We start from the raw sequence: 18,703 nt of genomic DNA, 5'->3' as shown, positions 1-18,703 counted from the left end.
ATCATATGCTGCAAAATATTGGCTTCCCAGGTCTCATGTTAATCTTAGTGGTTGTTCTGGTGTTGTTTGGTCCATCCAAGCTTCCGGAGCTGGGTCGCGCTGTAGGCCGCACGCTGCACGAATTCAAGAGCTCAGCCAGGGAACTAGTTTCCGATGGCAAAGAATCGGCTGACCATATGGAGCCGGATGATAAGCGTCTTGACAAGGCGAAAGCCTAATTGGATGGTTGAATGACACAAACCTGTACCTTTGATTCTCGTTAATACGGTCAATTTGTATAACTCCAATGTGAATAAATGATCGAAAAAAGAGAGGAAGCCCCGGTGCGGGGCTTCTTTTTGTTTGAATGGGAACCAAAGGGCGTTAGTTCAATGAATGCAATTCAATCAGCGTGGGAATTATTAAAGTAATAATTCATTCGATTGGAGAGCTATCATGGGCTACGTGGAGGATTTAAGTAAAATAGTGGGGCATATTCGACTTATACTTGTTGGTGCAGTGCTGCTCTCCGTTGTACGCGATGTAGCAAATCAGAAGATAACAAAATGGCGAACGGTCCGACAGACGGCTCAGGTAAAGTGTTATGGGTCAATAATAACCTGTATGTACTGGTGCGTGTAAAAGACCCTGTGCGGCTTACTGCGGCTGATCGCGGAAGCGCAAAGTGCGCATGATGCGGCAACTGAAGGCACATATCCTGGCCAATATCCATCAGGTTCGAAAGCAACCCTGCAGGCAGCAATCAATGCCGCTCAAGTTGTGGCATCGACTCAGGGAGTAAGCCAGGCTGAAATTGAAGAGGCGATCCTGAGCCTGAATGCGGCACTGCAAAGCTTTAATGATTCAAGAATTAAAGCTATCGATGGAGATTTCAATAACGATAATAAAGTAAGTATTGGTGACCTTGCGATTATTGCTTCTGCTTATGGTAAAAAGAAAGAAGATTCAGATTGGAATCAGTACAAGGCGGTGGATTTGAGTGGCGGCGGCACAATTAACATCGTTGATATCTCGATTCTTGGCTCGTAAAATTCTGAATTAATAACAGGTAAAAAAGAAATGGTGGCCTTAGTTGAAGTTAACTTTGGACCGCCATTTCTTTTTTTTGTGCTTGTTGTGGAAGCCCTAATCCGAGCTATATGAGAATAGATCAATAATCGATGAGGATAAGTCATTGTTTTGAAAAAATTGATATTTTATAATTGCTTTAACGAAACGGAATGAAAACGCTGTCAACAGAAGGCGCATCCTTTAATCTACCGATTGACCTGTTGCGCTCTGACCTGTTGCACTACAGTAGAGGAAATTGCCATTTCGGCATTCCATATATATTTATAGATATCGTAATGTGTCAATAATTACGTTGAATATATCATTAATAAGGGAGTGTTGCATGGTGCAAGTACAAAAAAACAGCCTGACCAGCAGTTCAATAAGAAAATTTCTATATATACTCCCTTTTATGATTTTGCTTGGTATCTTTGCCTATTACCCGCTATATGGTTGGGTTTATGCATTCTTTGACTATACGCCGCCGATTCCGCTATCCCAATCGCCGTTTGTCGGTTTGAAGTGGTTTCATACCTTGGTCGAAAACCAAGTAAAGATCGATCAAACCCTTCAAATACTCAAAAATACATTTGGAATGAGTGGCTTAAATCTGCTATTCTCCTGGCTTCCAATGATTTTTGCCATATTCCTGACGGAGATCAAATCCGTACGGTTCCGAAGGTTTGTACAGACGGTAACAACCTTGCCGAACTTTATCAGCTGGGTATTGGTTTATTCACTGGCATTTTCAATGTTCTCTAGTGAAGGTATAGTTAATGGCCTTTTGAAACAACTTGGATTGATTGATTCCCCGATATTACTTCTTCAAAATTCCGACCATGTTTGGATGATGATGTGGATATGGACAACATGGAAAACGTTGGGTTGGTCAGCCATATTGTATATAGCAGCCATTATGGGCATAGATGATTCGCTATATGAAGCGGCCTATGTAGACGGCGCGACAAGGATGAGGGTAATCTGGCATGTCATATTGCCGAGTATGGTGCCGACCTATTTCGTTTTGTTGATGCTGCAAATTGCGAGTTTTTTGAATAATGGCTTGGAACAATACTTTGTATTTCAAAATGCATTTAACAAGGATTCCATACAGGTTTTAGACTTATACGTGTACAACCTTGCAATGGGAGGCGGCAGCTATTCCGTTTCCGTAGCGATCAGTGTGCTTAAGAGCTTGATTAGTGTTGTACTTCTCTTTTCTGTGAACGGACTATCAAAAAGACTAAGGGGAGAGAGTATTGTATGAGTGATACAGCAGCAGGGCTGGTGCAGAATGATAAAGTGCCTGGCCGCCATCTCACTAGGAAAATCAAAGTCAAGGTCAGTCCAACAGATAAAATGATTACTATTTTAATCTATGTGTTGTTTTCCTTATATGCTTTTGTTTGTGTATACCCATTTTACTCCATCATTATTAATACCATAAGCGCAAACGATATCAGTGCCAAAGGAGATGTTATCTTCTACCCGGTGCAAGTCCAATTCCATAACTACGTGGATGCATTTAAAATACCGGGACTGTTGGATGCAGCCGTTGTATCTGTAGCAAGAACCGTGATCGGAACCGCTTTGACGGTAGGGGCATCCGCCTTTCTGGGATTCATGTTTACCCAGGAGGACATGTGGAAGAGGAAGTTATGGTATCGCTATACCGTTTTAACCATGTTTTTTAATGCCGGGGTTATTCCGTGGTATTTGACAATGAGGTCGTTGCATCTGACTAACAATTTCTTGGCCTATATTCTGCCGACAATCGTAGCGCCATTTTTCATTATTCTTGTAAAGACTTTCGTGGAGTCAACGCCGAAGGAATTGCAGGACGCGGCAAGTATCGATGGTGCCGGGACCATGACCGTTTTTTTCAAAATCATGTTGCCTATTTGTAAACCCATATTAGCTACAGTTGCTATATTCGCAGCGGTGGATCAGTGGAATTCCTTCCAGGACACGTTGTTGTTAGTCACGGAGAGCAAACTTTATAGCTTACAGTTTATTCTTTATAACTATATGAATCAGGCAAGTTCCTTATCCAGCATGGTAAACCTGCAGAATGCCGGTTCGACAGCGATGTCAAGTCTGGCAACGAAGCAAACCACGACTTCCATTCGAATGACGGTGACTGTTATTGTTGTAGCGCCTATTTTGTTGGTATATCCGATTTTCCAAAGGTTTTTTGTCAAGGGGATTATGATCGGTGCAGTGAAAGGATAATTTGCACCGGATTAATAAATTGAAAAATTATGGGGGTTGAGTATGCGTAAACGTGGTAAAGCAATAAAAAAATCGGCGTTGTTATTGTTTGCTAGCCTTTTCATGGTATCGATCGCATTGACCGGCTGTGGAGATGAATCTAGCAATAAGACTGCATCAACGGAACCAAGTAAGTCACCGAACTCCGGTACTCAAGCTGCATCCAAGGCATTAGATCACAGTAAACCGCTGACCATCACTGTTTTTGACAATGCAGCAAATTATCAAGGAGAGCAGAAAGGGTGGTACGGAAAGCTTATTAAGGATAAGTTCAATATCACTCTGAACATTCTTGCTCCGCAGATTGCCGGCGATCAGCTATACAAGACAAGATCGGCAGCAGGTAATTTGGGCGACCTCCTGATCGTCAACAACAATCAGCTGGAAGAATTAATTCCAGCCGGTCTGATTATGGACCTCTCGGATAAGATCAAGAGTACGCCGAACCTGTCCAAATATGTGGACAATCATTTCAAACCTTTCAATGAAGCATTCCAAAAGGTAAATCCTAGTGGCAAGATTTATGCTTTGCCGACCTTTGAGGCTGATACTTCACCAACGACATACTCGGAACAAATCCCTTACTCAAGCCCAATAATGCCATGGGATTATTATAAGGGCGTCGGGGCTCCCAAGCTGAACAATTTGGATGACCTTTTGAATGTACTGAAACAAATGCATGAGAAATATCCGAAGACTCCGGACGGTAAAGCGATCGCTCCAATCACGTTGTGGAAGGATTGGGACAGCAGAGGCACTATGGAAAATGCACGCTGGTTGAGCAATTGGTACGGTTATGAGCAGCCTGAAGGAACCACGACCATGCAGTTGAATGCAAAAGGCGACGTCGTTCCCCTCATCGATGACAACAGTATGTACAAGAAAATTCTGCAATTCTATTTTAAGGCCAATCAGATGGGGTTGGTTGACCCTGACTCGCCGACCCAGGATTGGAACAAAGTATCGGAAAAGCTAACCAACAAGCAGGTATTTCTTTTGTGGTACTCGTGGGAAACAGGGTTCTACAATACGATTGAAAGAGGTAAAAAGGGTGACGGGAATGTTGCTATTCCGATCGCTGACACGCACATCATTCAATCAAGCGATGCCTATTACGGTAACGGAAGAGCGTTTGCTATCGGTTCCAAAGCCAATGATCCCGATCGGATCATGGAATTCATGGATTGGCTGGCCTCTCCTGAAGGCTTGCGCTACTATGTGAACGGATTTGAAGGCTTCAATTACGAAAAGACGGCAGATGGCAAATTTAAGCTGACCGAAGTAGGTCAAACCGCATTCCAGAAAAATACACCTGTTCCGGATCAGTACGGAGGAGGCGGATATCAGGACGGACAAAGCAAGCTCAATACAATGATCATCAGCGATTTTGCCAAAGATCCATTGACAGGGGAGTTTTATAATAGCAATTACTGGGCTGCAACAATTGAAGCGAATAAGACAGCGCTAACGACAGAGTGGCAAAACACCTATAAAGCAGAAAACGCAACGGACTACTACCTGAAAAATAAGATGATCGATATCGTCCCCAATATCAATACAAGTCTGGGCAGCGATTCATCCGAAATTAAAAACAAACGCAGCCAGATTTCTGACTATGTAAAGAATACATCTTGGAAAATGGTATTTGCGAAGAATCAAGCAGAGTTCGATAAACTTTGGGAAATGATGAAGAAAGATGTAATAGGTCTAGGTTGGAATGATGTTTTTGCCTCAGATACGGAAAAAGCACAAAAGATTATTAAAATGCGTGCTGAAGCACTAGCTAAAAAGTAAAAAAACTAATTTTAATGAGTGAGGGATATGTAGGATCTTATATATCCCTTATTCATTTTCTAATTCTAAGGAGGAAGTTTCATGAAGCTGGAATTCGGCAACTATATCCTGATCTCCAAAGAGGGTGGCGTTGAGGTTCAGAAAAATGGCAAGCGGCTCTATTATAACAAGCGGCCGATGTTCGTAACGGTAAAGACCGCCTTTGCCATCAACGAGTTTTACGACCAAGCATACGCCAAAATCACCGCTTACGGTGATAAAATCGTGGCTGAAGGTACGTTAATTGTCCCGACGGGCTCAGAATTCTTTTTCTCTGACGTATATGAAGTGGTCAACACAGGGTTCAAGGTAAGCAGGAACGTCAAGGTGTTGAAAGCGGGAGACGACCTTGGCTTTTCTACCAAGATTTCTTTGACGATTGCGGAATCGGATGACGTTCATGACTATCACTGTTTCGCACCCGGTGTGTGGTATAAGCAGAACGAATTCGCGCCTGATTACGCAATGGGCAAAGACCTGAACAACGAATATTTCTGGCGGATGGAAACCAATTATGCCTTGCCGTTGTTCGCGATGCAACACATCGCTTCAGGAGAAGCTGCGGCTCTCTCTCGCTGGGCTGCGGACGTAACCATGCAGTCTTCGGACATCGTGAGGTCCGAGAATAACACGGACCCGAAGTGTACCATCGGAGCCATTGGAATGAGCAAGCCGGAGAGCAAGACACTGAACTATTTGTATTACGGTTTTGGTGTACGCAAGGCGTTAGAGATAGAGATTGACGGCCTTTCGATCGATTATGTGTATCCGGGCTGCGATGGCGAGATGCCTAGAAAAAATCAATATGAGGGTCTGGACTACAGTCAGAAAACGAAGAGGTTTCAACGCATTAACCATCCCGTAGAGGTTGGCTTTGAACAAAATTACGCCATCGGCATTCAATTTGGCCATTATGGCAGCTTCCAGTCGATGATGAGGGAAATTTGGCGGGACACCTATTCCCGGCTGCGCGACAAGTTATTCGAGGTAGATAATAAACTGCATTTCCATAATTGCATGAATATTCTGACTGAATTTACGCGTCAATACGGGGATTCGTATGGTTTGCCTTTTTCCTGCCAATTACCCAACATGGATATCTCTAGCGTTTCTTTCCAGTTCGGCTTCGTTGGGCAGCAGCCCGGGATCGGATATCAGTTGCTTCGTTATGGTGATAAAGATGGCGTGCCTGAGGCGTTTGAGAAAGGCGTGAATGTAATCGACTTCTGGGTGCGAACGGCTATGACGGATTCGGGCCTGCCGCAAATGTGCTATAACCCGAACATCAACGGATTTGAGCCGTATCCCCACTACATCCGGATGCTGGCCGATGGGATCGAGCCGATCCTGGACGCCTTTCTCTACCTGCGCGGAAAAGGAGACCTGCGACCGTCTTGGCTGGAATTTTGCAGAAAAACGGCCGATTGGCTTGTGCAAATACAGAACGAAGACGGCAGCTATTACCGGGCTTATCATACCGACAGTTCCATCCGTATGGACTCGAAGGCCAATACGCCCAGCGTGATTCGTTTCCTGGTCCAATTCTACCTTGTGTCCGGAGATGAGAGATATAAGGCCGCAGCGATCCGTGCCGGAAATTGGTCTTTTGATTGTAATTACAGAAATATGGAGTATCGGGGTGGTACCTGCGACAACTCCGACATTCAGGATAAAGAGGCTGGCATTTATGCTTTATTCGGATTCCTTGCCCTATACGACCTGACCGGCGAGGAGAAGTGGCTGGAAGGAACGATTGGCGCCGCTGATTATACCGAGACGTGGACCTATGCCTGGTCATTCCCAGTACGCACACTCTGGCCGAAACATCCGTTCAACCACTATTCGATCAGCGGTCAAAGCATTATCACGATCGGAGGGGGGGCCGACGTATATATGGCCGCTTGCTCATACACCTATTACAGGTTGTATGTCATTACAGGTGATGAACATTATCTCGACTTCGCCGAGTTCATCCATAAAAATACCAGGCAGTCGAGCGACGTGGATGGCAGCGCCGGATACGTCATGCCCGGCTTGGGTCATGAAAGCGGCAACTTTACGACTCAAACCCTGCAAAGCCACTACCACTGGCTACCGTGGTGTACCTATGTGGAAGTCGATCCCTCATCGAGGTTGTATGACACCTTCGGAGGTTACGAAATTGCAGATGCGCAAAAGCTCAGTACAGAGGAGCGGGTGAAGAAAAACCGCATCTATGATACCTATACAAGGGGCGTTCTTTCTTGACACATTGACCAGAACAGCGCCGATCAAGCGTCGTTACTTTGCTTCGTTGACTGTTTTCAATCAGTAATATATGCTAATAAATAATTGATGCAATGTTATTTTTTGGATACTGGAGGATCATGATGACCAACATTTTTTATGTTGAGTATGATGCCGCTCACGCAAGCAATTTTGTGTTCGATATCCCAGAGGGCCATCATTGTTGGCTGCTCGTCGTGACCCATACACCTGCCCTGTTTTGGGTTAATGGAGAATTGAAGGAGTACCCAGCGCATAGTGGGGTTCTATTCCATCCTCACCAAAAAATTTATTACCGGGCATGTGCGGAACAGTATAAGAACGACTGGATTCGTTTTGAATCCAAAGAATCATACGTAATGGAAACTTCGCTTCCATTCGGAGTGCCCTTTTCGTTAAATGACCCTGAATATATCCATAAAATTTTCCAACTCCTTGTCAGCGAACACTCTTTTCAAAAAAATTATAAAGAATCATCCATTGACTGCTTACTAAGGATCCTGTTTAACAAGCTTCTGGAATCTTACTTTCAAGAAGTAATTACGCCTCAATACTACAATTTGTTGACGCTTCGGACCGCCATTTATAGTAATCCTAGCCAGGATTGGGCGGTTCCGAGAATGGCCGACTCTATTCGCATCAGTCCTGGGTATTTACAGGCAATTTACAAGAAGACTTTCGGGATTTCTTGTATGGATGACGTGATTACAAGTCGCATCCGCCAGGCTAAGGAATATTTGTTGCATGGTTCACTATCCATCGCGGAGGTCTCTTTACGCTGTGGGTATAACAACGTGGAGCACTTTTGCCGTCAATTCAAGCAGATTACGGGCATTACGCCAAGAAAGTTTCACAAGCAGATGGAAAGTGTGTCTGTTAAGAGTGGGGCTAAAACTTGAAAAGGGGATATTTATCAAGACGGGCGAAGAGATTTTAAATATATTCAAGCGGTTAAACGAGCAAGGAAGGACGGTTGTGTTGATTACGCACGACCTGGCGATTGCGCAGCAGGCGAAGCGGGTTGTGTATTTTCGGGACGGGAAGTTGAGCGAGGTTGGGTAGTGAGGACCGGGACTCCGAACAGAAGAACGTAAATCCTGTGGTGGTGGTGGTTGGTCGTCGTCCTGCAAGGCGTTTACTTTACCTTATATCACTAGCAGAATGAAACTGGATTAAAGCCCATGAGCATGATTTGCTCATGGGCTTTTTCGTGTGAATAAACATGAATCCCATAACTTGTTATTTTACTGGTAGAAGCTCCAAATTTGGTTTAATATATGAAGTATACACAAACAAGTTTAAGAATTTAACACAAGTGAGGGTGTTATGATTTTATTTGACTTCATAGTCAATATTGCTATATTTTCACTGCTTGTCAGTACGCCTCTAGTCATCCGCTCATTTATTCACCAAACGCCGATCAAGTATTTTAGTTTGTGGGCGAGCCTTTATGCTGGGGTTGTTTCGGTTATTCTCGTCATTCTGTCTATCAAGCAGCAGGGGTATTCCTACGATATTAGATATGCGCCCGTTATCCTTGTTTTTGCTTATTTTGGGCCGATCCCTGGGGTGATAACCGGGTTATTCTCGCTGCTTACACGCCTTATTTCGGGCGGTAATTGGGCCCCGGCAATCATTGGTTGGCTGATCAATATGACCATTTTGTGTGTTGTATATAAGTATATGGCTCGCAGCTCACAAACCAGAAAAACTGGTTCACTTTTCATGGCTTATGTGGCGGGATATTTGATAACGATTTTATCATTTCATATTTTGTTGAACGAGCCGTTATTTCATTTGCAATATGTCCTGTTTGTCATGTTAGGCGTCATTTTGGGCGGTTTGCTGATTGAATCAAATGATCGACTTTTAAGAATTAATAAGCAAAATAAATATATGGAAGCGACGCTGGAAAAAAGCGAATCGAATTACAAGCTGATCGCTAATCATACTTCTGACTTGATCATGGTTATGGAGCAAAACCATACGGTGAGTTATTTTTCTCCCTCTCATGAACTTGTGTTAGGGTTTGAACACCATGAATTAGAAGGAAATCTATTGTACAGGCTAGTGCACCCGAAGGACTTGGAAATTTTTAATCAAACGATCTCGAAGTTGCTTGGGGGGCAGGAAGGCTATTCATTGGAAATTCGCCTCAAACATAAAGATGGACATTGGAAGGAATTTGAATCGCGCTGCCAGCCCGTCAAAGGTAGCAGTTATGTCATCGTCATCAGCCGCGATATCTCCGAACGCAAGAAAGCGGAAGAAATTCTATTACAGTCAGAAAAGCTTTCAATTGTCGGAGAGCTCGCGGCAGGGATTGCGCATGAAATTCGAAATCCTTTAACGACAATAAAAGGATTCCTACAAGTATACAAAGAAGGAAATTACTCGAGAAAACACAATGATTTGCTGTTATCCGAACTCGAACGGATTGAAGCCATTACCAGCGAGTTTCTTTCATTAGCCAAACCTCAATTGACACAACTTACAGTCACAGACCTGCGTGATCTGGTGGAATACACGACTAAGATTTTATCCCCTGAAGCACTTCTTAAAAATATTGAAATCCAATTGAGTTACGAAGCGACACACTTCCCGATCACCGGGGAAAAGAATCAGTTAAAACAGATGTTTCTGAATATTATCAAGAATGCTATGGAGTCGATGCCGGAAGGCGGAGAGATTCAAATTTGTCTGCGCAAAGACGGGGAGAATCATGGTGTGATATCCATTAAAGATCACGGTTGCGGGATTCCGGAGGAGCTATTGCCGAAGTTAGGGGAGCCTTTTTATAGTTTAAAAGAGAAGGGAACTGGACTTGGTTTAATGATTTGCAAGAAGATTATTAAACAGCATGAAGGAAATATTACCTATTCAAGCAAAATGAATGAAGGGACTTTAGTAGAAATTCGTCTGCCGTTACTTCAAGCATGAATTAACAGATCCTAGCCATATTAATAGATGGGAGGATTGATGTATTTTGCCCACACGTACACACCTTAACAGATCAGTCCTGGTACTTTGCCTGATAGCAGGCATCGTTGATGTGATTGGATATTTGGGACTGGGACATGTATTCACTGCTAATATGACAGGAAATCTTGTGCTAATCGGAATCGCGATTGGACAAGCAAAACCGCTGGCTGTGCTTCGATCAATTCTTGCGTTTATTGGTTTTATCGCTGGTATTGCGCTCGCAACTGTGATTGTGAAGCGAGATCGGGAAGATCAGCTTTGGTCCAGAGGCGCAACGATTGCATTAGGCATCGAAGGTCTTCTGCTATTTATTGCAGCGTTGCTCTCCTATGCGGGAGACAGCGACAGGTATTTATATATACTCATTCTATTATTGAGCGTGGGGATGGGCATGCAAACGACAGTCGCCAGGCATTTGAAAGTGGCTGGGATTTCAACGACCGTTTTGACCAATAACCTCGCGAATGTCATCGAGGATACGATTGCCCATTTTCGCGGAGTCACCCCATTTACTGCAGACGCATGGTTACGCACATGGGCGGTAGAGATCTATTGCCTGGGTGCGGTAATTACCGCTATTTTGGAACCGCACGCGCTATTTGCTTCCATATGGATACCGGTCGGTCTGTTGGTCGGACTTGTGACAATGGCGGCAATTCGCTTCCGTTAAAAATAGTAGAACTCATACAAAAGGAGTATGCATGAAGAAGACAAAATTGCTAGGGCCAAAATCATATTTATTCATTTTTCCTGCGATTGCGCTAGTGATTGTTTCACAATGAATCACCTTTCCGGCCAGCCTTAACTGGCTGCTAGTCTTGTTCTTCATCAAGGAGATAAAACTATGGCAAAAAATAAATTACTACGAATGGACAACGTCCTTATCGTCGTTGACGATCTCGAAGCCGTTAAAGCCTTCTTTCTCCAACTCGGGTTCGAGTTGGAGGGCGAAACGACCGTCGAGGGCTCCTCCGTAGATCGTCTCATTGGCCTTCAGAACGTCCATGCTACCCTCGTGTTTATGCGCACTCCGGACGGCCAAGGACGGATCGAGCTGGACAAGTTCCACACGCCGGATGCGATTAGAACTGGACCGGAGAAGGCTCCGGTGAACGAACTCGGGATTCGCCGCATCATGTTCGCCGTCGATGACATCGATGACGTGGTCGCGCGCCTGCTGGCACATGGCGCCGAACTGGTCGGCGAAGTGGTGCAATATGGGGACACGAATCGACTCGCCTACATCCGCGGTCCCGAAGGCATCATTGTCGGATTGAGCGAGCAGCTCAAGTAATCGAGGGCAGAAGCCTGAAGTATTTACGTTCCATACGTCCCGAATTGCGAACGGATAGGTAGTGTCAACTTTAGACGCCACGACGGTTGCTCTAATTGAATAAATTATTACTCGTGGAAAATCTTGGTTGACAGTATCCGTTACTAGCATGTATGATATGAACAAGTTAATAATTGTGATGGAGACAAGGAGATTCACGTAGATTGCATGTCAACGGGCATGGCAATTTATGTGATTTTTTTTCGCTCTTTTCACCCGTTTCCTCCAAATGAGCGAGACGGAAAATAACGAGTTACCAAAAGCGATACAGGGAAACCGAATGCCCTTAGCGTGAAAATGTAACTTTTTAAAGAGAGGGGTATGCTATTTGATGGTAAATGAAAGCGCTTTAAACCTGGGGACACCTGAAAGTGTATCAGTAAGGAAAAAGAAGTGGGAGGAGAACATATTAGCCTATTTATTTCTTGCACCTTCCTTAGTCTTGTTTGCTACGTTCCTTTTTTATCCGATGGTCAAATCTGTATACCTGAGCATGACGCTTACTGACCCTCGCGGTAGGGTCGTTGAATTTGTCGGGCTTGATAATTTTAGCGATTTACTTGCCTCGGGACAGTTTTATTCGAATTTAAAAGTGACGTTGCTGTTTATCTTGTTTACGGTACCTACTTCAATCGTATGGTCCCTGTTTTTGGCAGCGATCACCCACAACAAACTGCGGGGCATGAAAGTATTCCAGTTCATATTTTCTCTGCCTATCGTAATTTCGGTAGGTACGGGGTCGATTATCTGGTTTTTGCTGTTCCATCCGACAGCAGGCATGCTGAATTACTTTTTAAGCATTGCACATATTGATCCGATCCCTTGGTTAACGAGTCCTTCGTGGGCGCTGGTTTCGATCTCGCTGTTGACGATATGGATGAATATGGGGTTTCTGTTCATTGTGCTGTCCAGCGGTCTTCAAGGGGTCCCAGAAGAAATTTATGAAAGCGCTAAAATTGATGGTTCAAGCCCGACGCGGACATTTATCCAAATCGTTCTGCCGCTTCTGTCGCCCACGATATTTTTTGCCCTTATCGTGTCTGTAATCGGCGCTTTCCAAGCCTTTGGACAAATTCATATTTTGACAAAGGGTGGTCCGATGAATTCAACCAATGTGATCGTTTATTCCATCTATCAGGACGCTTTTGTTAATTTCCGTTTCGGAATCGGCAGTGCACAGGCTTTGGTTCTCTTTGTGATTATCATGATCTTGACTGTGGTGCAGTTTAAAGTTTTGGAAAAGAAGGTGCATTATCAATGATTGCGAAAAGGATCGCACCCACCCTGAATTACTTGCTGCTAATTGTGCTGGCACTTGTCGTTTTGTATCCGCTGTTATTTACGGTATCTTCGTCGTTCATGACAGAGAAGGAAGTTTCTAACTTCCCACCGCCATTATTTCCTTCTCAGTTGTATCTTGAAAACTTCAAGAACGCAATTTCGGGCTTTCCAATCGTGCGCTTTATCCTGAACAGCTTTATTGTATCTTCGGGGATTACGGTAAGTCAGGTTATCACGTCCAGTTTGGCCGCTTACGCTTTTTCGTTCCTGAATTTCAAAGGAAAGAAAGTATTGTTCGCCATCTTTCTTTCGACCATGATGATTCCGTGGGAAGTCACCATTATTCCTAATTATTTGACCATCAAAAATTGGGGATGGATGGACAGTTACCAGGGGCTGATCGTTCCCTTTATGGCTGGGGCCTTCGGAGTTTTCCTGCTTCGCCAGTTTTTCCTTCAGCTACCTAATGAGCTGTTTGATGCGGCAAAAATTGACGGATGCGGACATCTCCGGAATTTTTACTCGATTGTACTTCCGCTATCCCGTCCTGCGCTTTCTACTTTGGCGGTTTATGTCTTTCTTACGCACTGGAACCACTATTTATGGCCTCTATTAATAACAAATAGGGCGTCCATGAGAACGGTGCAAATCGGAGTTTCTATGCTGCAGCATGCTGAAGTTATGTCGTGGAATTTGATTTTGGCGGGAGTTACGATAGTTCTGCTTCCTTCTTTCTTTTTATTGGCTTTAGGTGTGAAACAATTAGTACGTGGAATTACCGCAGGCGCTGTAAAAGGTTAAGCGAGCGATGATCCGTCTGTTACCTAACAGGCTTATCATATATATTTATCTACATTGAGCGAGGAGAGATAGAAACAATGGGGAAAAAAAGATTAACAGGTTTAGTTTTAGCGGCAACAATGGTTTTCCTTTCGGCATGCAGCGTAAATATGGGGGAAAGTACAGAAAGTAAGAAGCCAGAGGCAACGAAATCTGGAGCAGCTGAGGCAAGCGGACCTAAGAAAGTCGTTTTCTGGCATGCGATGGGTGGAGCAAATACGAAAGTTGTTGATCAACTAGTCGCAGATTATAACGCTTCTCAGAATAAAATCAAAGTAGAAGCGGTGTATCAAGGAAGCTACGACGACTTGCTTAGCAAACTGAAAGCGTCGATGGGTACAACAGAAGGCCCCTCGGTTGTCCAAATGTATGAGATCGGGAGCCGCTTCATGATCGATTCCAAAGCAATTACACCGATGCAAAACTTCATTGATTCGGATAAGTGGGATTCTTCACAGCTGGAACCGAACATTGCTGGTTATTATACACTGGGCGGTAAACTTTACTCAATGCCGTTCAACACGTCGAATCCGGTCCTTTATTATAACAAAGATTTGTTTAAAGCAGCCGGTCTTGATCCTGCGAAGCCTCCAAAAACTTTCGAGGAATTGAAAACTGCAGCAGATGCAATTACCAAATCAGGTAAAGCGACGGGGGCAAACTTTGCGATCTATGGTTGGTTCATGGAGCAGCTCTTTGCTAATCAAGGTGCTGAATATGTAAACAACGGAAACGGTCGGACCTCTCTTGCAACCCAATCGCTGGTGAATACGGAGCCAGGTGTGAAGGTACTGACTTGGTGGAAGGATCTTATCGACACCAAAGCGGCTAACAATCTGGGACGCAAAACGGACGATTCCAAAAAAGCATTTTCTGCAGGTCAGGTAGGTATGATTCTGGAATCTACAGCAGCGCTTAAGGGGCTAGTTGACAGTGCAAGCGGTAAATTCGAAGTTGGGACCAGCACCTTACCTAAGCCGGCAGATGCGAAAGAAGGCGGTGTTATTGTCGGCGGAGCCAGCTTGTGGGTTATGAATAACCGCCCAGATGATGAGCAGAAATCCACTTGGGATTTCATCAAATTTTTGACTACACCTAAGGAACAGGCTTACTGGCACGTCAACACGGGATACTTCCCGATTACCAAAAAAGCCTATGACGAAGACATTGTAAAAGAAAACCTGAAAAAGTTCCCTCAGTTCCAGACGGCGATTGATCAACTACACCAAACGAAGTTGAACACGGCAACACAGGGTGCGGTAATGGGTGTATTCCCTGAAGCAAGACAAATTGTTGAAGTCTCAATCGAAGAAGTGCTCAACAACAAGAAGACTCCGAAGGAAGCTTTGGATGCAGCGGAAAAAGAAATCACTTCAAAAATTCAAACATACAACAAAACAGTCAAATAATGATGTGAGAAGGCTCCAGTTCAGTAGCCGGAAAGGAAACAGTTATGCTTATTAACAAACCGATGATTATTGCACACCGTGGGGCTAAAGGAATGGCCCCAGAAAATACGCTCGCTGCTTTCCGGCTTGGGTTAAGCCAGGGATGCGAAGGGATTGAGCTTGACGTTCATTTGACCGCTGATGAGGAAATCGTCGTTTGCCATGATATGACATTAGACCGGACTACAAACGGGAAAGGTCTGATCGTGGAGAAAAGCTTATCGGAAATCAAAACCTATGATGCTGGTCTCTGGATTGGCGACGAGTTCAAAGGGGAGACCGTGCCTACTTTGGACGAAGTCTTTGATCTAGTACCCGAGAGCATTATGATTAACGTGGAAGTAAAATACGCATACGAAGGCAGAATGGAGCGTAAATTAGTTGAATTTCTGCGAAGACGTAAGCGTTTGAATCATGTTATCGTTTCATCTTTTGACCATAAGTGTGTCAGAAGGATCAAACAAATGGATTCGGAAGTCAAGATTGGGCTTTTGTATCAATCCAATTTACTGGATCCAACCGCTTATGCACGAAGTTTTGATGTGGATGTGTACTCGCTTCATCCTTACTTTCAAATGCTGGATGCCGAAGATGTGCTGAAGGCGAAAGAGAACGGGCTTTATGTCTACCCTTATACGGCCAACGAAGAAATAGATCTGCTGAAGTTAACTGATATGGGGGTCTCGGGCATCATTACGGATTTCCCTGGCAGGCTGAAAGCTTTGCTGCAAGACCGGGATTCCCTATAATAACTTTCTATGCGTAAAGCCCCGGTTCCCCGGGGTTTTACTTTTCATTATCTGGAGAAATGGGGACCTGAAATGAGCCTTCTTGTTTTGGAGCGTCAACCCCCAATTGAATTCGACTCCATTTGTTCTGCCTTCCTATTAAAGAAAATCCATTTCCATATAAGTTTACACCATGCAACATTTTCGGTTCAGCCCATATAAAATGGAGGGGATTTTTGCAAATAATTTCATGAATCTGAATACCAGTGTGGCTCTTCCACAAAATATTTACGGGTGCGCCCAAAAATAATCCATTCATCCAGCCTCCCCCATCAGGCTATAATCAGAAATGTAAACGGATTCATTAAGGAGGAGCTACATGTCCAAATTAAAAAAAGCGATGTCATTGCCGGTTATTTTCTCACTCGTTTTTGCAGCCGCAGGCTGCAGCAGTCCGAGTAACAGTGCCAGTTCGAGTGCGACTCCAGCGAGCGGCAGCACGACGGCTCCAACTACACAAAATGCGGGGGAGCAGAGCAGTACCAAAAAGACGAAATTGGTTTTTTGGGACAAATCGGAATATGTGAAGGAATACAATGACTCGCAAAAAGAGAGAGTGGCGCAATTCTCCAAGGAATTCAATGTCGATGTGGAGTATGTCGCGATTCCGCCGGCTGATTTAAAAACGAAGCTGCTTGCGGCAGTGGAAGCGGGGAACCCGCCGGACTTGCTGCTGGCTGACGATTTTGTCGCGAAGCAATTCGTCGGCAACAATCAATTGGTGGAAATTTCGGATATTTTGAAGAAATATGATTTCAGGGAAGATTCCAAGAAATACGCCTATGCATTAGAGGGTTGGTATGAGGTTCCGGTTTATCATAATCCGAACGTTATGTATGTGCGAAAAGATAAAGTAGCCGAAAAGAAGCTTGAGCTTCCGAAAACATGGGATGATGTAAAAAAAGTGGCACTTGCGATAAACGATCCGAAAAATAATTTCTATGGGCTTGGATTCCAGCTTGGAGGCGGCGGAGATTCGAATGGTCGTATCGAAAACTTAATTCGAACGTACGGCACGGATTTGGTAGATAAGGACGGCAAAGTTACGGTCAATACAGCGGAGGCTTTGGAAGCCATCAAATTTGACACCAGCTTCTTCACTGAGAAATTGACGCCGCCAGGCGCGGTAACAGGCGATGATTCATGGAACAATACGGCTTATTTGAACGGTCAAGTAGGAATCATTTTTAACTCCAGCAGCGTGTATGCGGCGATGAGAAAAGAGAAGCCGGAGCTGCTTAACAATACGCAGGTCATGCCTTGGCCAGCTGGTCCAAAGAGACAATTTGGTTCAGGCGGCGGAACCGTGTTCGTCATGTTCAATAAAGGCAAAAACCTTGATAACGCTAAAAAATACATTGATTATTTCTTCAACAAAGATTTCTATGGAAAGCTGATCGAGAAGTTGAATGGATTGGCTGTGCCGGTATTGAACGGATTTGAAAATACGGAATTTTGGCAGAAGCCGGAAAACAAAGGCTGGTTCGACGCCTCAAAAAATATTGTTCCGCTGGGTGACCCGGGACCTCCGGATGCGCGCGCTTCCCAAGTAATCAGCGAATACATTCTTCCTAAGGCCGTTCAAAGCATCGTCGTTAATAATACAGATCCGAAAAAAGCGCTGGATGAAATCGAGAAAAACTACAAGCGAGTTTACGAGAAAAAATAAGAGATGAAATTAAAGGCGTACTTTCCCATAGGAAGGTGAAACCATGCTGCAAACATCCAATCGAAGAAGTGAAATGGTTTTGGGGTATACGTCGGTCATGCCGGTTATCATCGTTATTTTCGTGGTGATCGGCATTCCTTTTATCAATGCGCTATACCTAAGCTTAACCGATAAAACCGTAGGAGCCGAAGCGCATTTTATAGGCTTTGCGAACTATCGCGAAATATTCACAGATCCGGTGTATTGGAAGGTCCTCAAAAATACGTTCATTTACTTTATGACGGATGTGTTCTTTAAACTGGTGATCGGGATGATTTTTGCCTTGACGCTGAATCAGGCGTTTTTCGGCAGATCCATTGTACGGGTGTTGTTCCTTGTACCGTGGGCCATTTCCGGACTGGTGTCGGCGCTGACGTGGAAGTGGATGTACAACGATTCTTACGGAATCATCAATCAATTGCTGCTCGATACAGGTTTGATTGAAAATCCGGTCGCTTGGTTAAGCGGACCTAAAATAGCATTAGTCTCCGTCATTATCGTTAACATTTGGCGAGGGATTCCTTTCTTCTTATTCAGCATCCTGGGTGGTTTGCAGACGATTGACAAGCAGATGTACGAAGCTGCAAAAATTGATGGAGCGGGTCCTATTCGCCAGTTTTTTTCGGTCACGATCCCTTCTATCAGTTCGGTGCTCGTCATTACGACCATGCTATCTTCCATTTGGACGTTTAATGATTTCGAAAATATTTATTTGATTACTGGAGGGGGACCTTTGTATAATTCGGCGGTTATTTCTGTCTATACGTATGAAACCGCCTTTCTCCAAAATGATATGGGCAAATCGCTCAGTGTGGCCGGATCCATCATTCCGATCTTGCTGGTGCTGATGTTCTTTATGACCCGAAAGCTGGCCAAGGAAGATTGAGAGGAGGAGGCAGCGAGG

At 44.3% G+C, this 18,703-nt stretch carries 17 protein-coding genes and 1 pseudogene; 17 read left to right on the top strand and 1 reads right to left on the bottom strand.

What is annotated here, in order from left to right; genetic code table 11:
- Nucleotides 1-5 precede the first annotated feature (5 nt).
- The 15 genes and pseudogenes from tatA (at nucleotide 6) to PUT07_RS21495 (ending at nucleotide 16,052) form a co-directional block, all read left to right on the top strand.
- Nucleotides 6-218 (top strand): twin-arginine translocase TatA/TatE family subunit, encoded by a 213-nt coding sequence (tatA, locus tag PUT07_RS21560; RefSeq protein WP_274470505.1) that lies wholly within the window; start codon nucleotides 6-8, stop codon nucleotides 216-218.
- 282 nt (nucleotides 219-500) lie between these two features.
- Nucleotides 501-674 (top strand): annotated as a pseudogene (locus PUT07_RS35645) (sugar-binding protein); the annotation flags it as partial.
- A gap of 85 nt (nucleotides 675-759) precedes the next feature.
- Nucleotides 760-1,029 (top strand): dockerin type I domain-containing protein, encoded by a 270-nt coding sequence (locus PUT07_RS21555; protein ID WP_274470504.1) that lies wholly within the window; start codon nucleotides 760-762, stop codon nucleotides 1,027-1,029.
- 364 nt (nucleotides 1,030-1,393) lie between these two features.
- Nucleotides 1,394-2,317, top strand: a complete 924-nt coding sequence (locus PUT07_RS21550; protein ID WP_274470503.1) for an ABC transporter permease subunit — start codon at nucleotides 1,394-1,396, stop codon at nucleotides 2,315-2,317.
- Nucleotides 2,314-3,282, top strand: a complete 969-nt coding sequence (locus tag PUT07_RS21545; RefSeq protein ID WP_274470502.1) for a carbohydrate ABC transporter permease — start codon at nucleotides 2,314-2,316, stop codon at nucleotides 3,280-3,282. Before PUT07_RS21550 ends, PUT07_RS21545 begins: the two co-directional genes overlap by 4 nt.
- A gap of 42 nt (nucleotides 3,283-3,324) precedes the next feature.
- A complete protein-coding gene (locus tag PUT07_RS21540; RefSeq protein WP_274470501.1) occupies nucleotides 3,325-5,115 on the top strand; it encodes a hypothetical protein in 1,791 nt (596 codons plus the stop codon).
- An 81-nt stretch (nucleotides 5,116-5,196) separates the two neighbouring features.
- Nucleotides 5,197-7,401, top strand: a complete 2,205-nt coding sequence (locus PUT07_RS21535) for a hypothetical protein (protein WP_274470500.1) — start codon at nucleotides 5,197-5,199, stop codon at nucleotides 7,399-7,401.
- A gap of 119 nt (nucleotides 7,402-7,520) precedes the next feature.
- Complete coding sequence (locus PUT07_RS21530) at nucleotides 7,521-8,318, top strand: helix-turn-helix transcriptional regulator (RefSeq protein WP_274470498.1); 798 nt, start codon at nucleotides 7,521-7,523, stop codon at nucleotides 8,316-8,318.
- Between the two features lie 427 nt (nucleotides 8,319-8,745).
- Nucleotides 8,746-10,359, top strand: coding sequence for an ATP-binding protein (locus PUT07_RS21525; protein ID WP_274470497.1), 1,614 nt, complete (start codon nucleotides 8,746-8,748; stop codon nucleotides 10,357-10,359).
- Between the two features lie 46 nt (nucleotides 10,360-10,405).
- A complete protein-coding gene (locus tag PUT07_RS21520; RefSeq protein ID WP_274470496.1) occupies nucleotides 10,406-11,071 on the top strand; it encodes a YoaK family protein in 666 nt (221 codons plus the stop codon).
- A gap of 174 nt (nucleotides 11,072-11,245) precedes the next feature.
- A complete protein-coding gene (locus PUT07_RS21515) occupies nucleotides 11,246-11,695 on the top strand; it encodes a VOC family protein (protein WP_274470495.1) in 450 nt (149 codons plus the stop codon).
- Between the two features lie 370 nt (nucleotides 11,696-12,065).
- The gene (locus PUT07_RS21510; RefSeq protein WP_274470924.1) at nucleotides 12,066-12,995 is read left to right on the top strand and encodes a carbohydrate ABC transporter permease; all 930 of its coding nucleotides are present in this window, start codon (nucleotides 12,066-12,068) and stop codon (nucleotides 12,993-12,995) included.
- A complete protein-coding gene (locus PUT07_RS21505; RefSeq protein ID WP_274470493.1) occupies nucleotides 12,992-13,816 on the top strand; it encodes a carbohydrate ABC transporter permease in 825 nt (274 codons plus the stop codon). Before PUT07_RS21510 ends, PUT07_RS21505 begins: the two co-directional genes overlap by 4 nt.
- Nucleotides 13,817-13,893: 77 nt before the next feature.
- A complete protein-coding gene (locus tag PUT07_RS21500) occupies nucleotides 13,894-15,264 on the top strand; it encodes an ABC transporter substrate-binding protein (protein WP_274470492.1) in 1,371 nt (456 codons plus the stop codon).
- Between the two features lie 44 nt (nucleotides 15,265-15,308).
- Nucleotides 15,309-16,052 carry a glycerophosphodiester phosphodiesterase gene (locus tag PUT07_RS21495; protein ID WP_274470491.1) on the top strand — a complete coding sequence of 248 codons (744 nt, stop codon included), beginning with the start codon at nucleotides 15,309-15,311 and terminating at the stop codon, nucleotides 16,050-16,052.
- Between the two features lie 37 nt (nucleotides 16,053-16,089).
- Here PUT07_RS21495 and PUT07_RS21490 read toward each other — a convergent pair whose 3' ends face one another.
- Nucleotides 16,090-16,350, bottom strand: coding sequence for a hypothetical protein (locus tag PUT07_RS21490; RefSeq protein ID WP_274470490.1), 261 nt, complete (start codon nucleotides 16,348-16,350; stop codon nucleotides 16,090-16,092).
- A 60-nt stretch (nucleotides 16,351-16,410) separates the two neighbouring features.
- Between PUT07_RS21490 and PUT07_RS21485 the strand changes: the two genes are divergently transcribed.
- The gene (locus PUT07_RS21485) at nucleotides 16,411-17,760 is read left to right on the top strand and encodes an ABC transporter substrate-binding protein (RefSeq protein WP_274470489.1); all 1,350 of its coding nucleotides are present in this window, start codon (nucleotides 16,411-16,413) and stop codon (nucleotides 17,758-17,760) included.
- A 43-nt stretch (nucleotides 17,761-17,803) separates the two neighbouring features.
- Entirely contained in the window at nucleotides 17,804-18,685 is an 882-nt protein-coding gene (locus PUT07_RS21480) for a carbohydrate ABC transporter permease (protein ID WP_274470488.1), read from the top strand.
- Nucleotides 18,686-18,703 lie beyond the last annotated feature (18 nt).

The sequence above is a fragment of the Paenibacillus sp. MAHUQ-63 genome, assembly GCF_028765165.1.
Taxonomy (GTDB): Bacteria; Bacillota; Bacilli; order Paenibacillales; family NBRC-103111; genus Paenibacillus_E.
Note: the sequence above shows the minus strand (reverse complement) of the source record. Positions and strands in the feature narration are given on the sequence as shown.

Coding starts and splice junctions, on each gene's coding strand:
- PUT07_RS21495 (WP_274470491.1), top strand. CDS start 15,309: ATGCTTATTAACAAACCGATGATTATTGCACACCGTGGGGCTAAAGGA.
- PUT07_RS21540 (WP_274470501.1), top strand. CDS start 3,325: ATGCGTAAACGTGGTAAAGCAATAAAAAAATCGGCGTTGTTATTGTTT.
- PUT07_RS21485 (WP_274470489.1), top strand. CDS start 16,411: ATGTCCAAATTAAAAAAAGCGATGTCATTGCCGGTTATTTTCTCACTC.
- tatA (WP_274470505.1), top strand. CDS start 6: ATGCTGCAAAATATTGGCTTCCCAGGTCTCATGTTAATCTTAGTGGTT.
- PUT07_RS21505 (WP_274470493.1), top strand. CDS start 12,992: ATGATTGCGAAAAGGATCGCACCCACCCTGAATTACTTGCTGCTAATT.
- PUT07_RS21535 (WP_274470500.1), top strand. CDS start 5,197: ATGAAGCTGGAATTCGGCAACTATATCCTGATCTCCAAAGAGGGTGGC.
- PUT07_RS21490 (WP_274470490.1), bottom strand. CDS start 16,350: ATGAATGGATTATTTTTGGGCGCACCCGTAAATATTTTGTGGAAGAGC.
- PUT07_RS21500 (WP_274470492.1), top strand. CDS start 13,894: ATGGGGAAAAAAAGATTAACAGGTTTAGTTTTAGCGGCAACAATGGTT.
- PUT07_RS21480 (WP_274470488.1), top strand. CDS start 17,804: ATGCTGCAAACATCCAATCGAAGAAGTGAAATGGTTTTGGGGTATACG.
- PUT07_RS21550 (WP_274470503.1), top strand. CDS start 1,394: ATGGTGCAAGTACAAAAAAACAGCCTGACCAGCAGTTCAATAAGAAAA.
- PUT07_RS21530 (WP_274470498.1), top strand. CDS start 7,521: ATGATGACCAACATTTTTTATGTTGAGTATGATGCCGCTCACGCAAGC.
- PUT07_RS21510 (WP_274470924.1), top strand. CDS start 12,066: ATGGTAAATGAAAGCGCTTTAAACCTGGGGACACCTGAAAGTGTATCA.
- PUT07_RS21525 (WP_274470497.1), top strand. CDS start 8,746: ATGATTTTATTTGACTTCATAGTCAATATTGCTATATTTTCACTGCTT.
- PUT07_RS21515 (WP_274470495.1), top strand. CDS start 11,246: ATGGCAAAAAATAAATTACTACGAATGGACAACGTCCTTATCGTCGTT.
- PUT07_RS21545 (WP_274470502.1), top strand. CDS start 2,314: ATGAGTGATACAGCAGCAGGGCTGGTGCAGAATGATAAAGTGCCTGGC.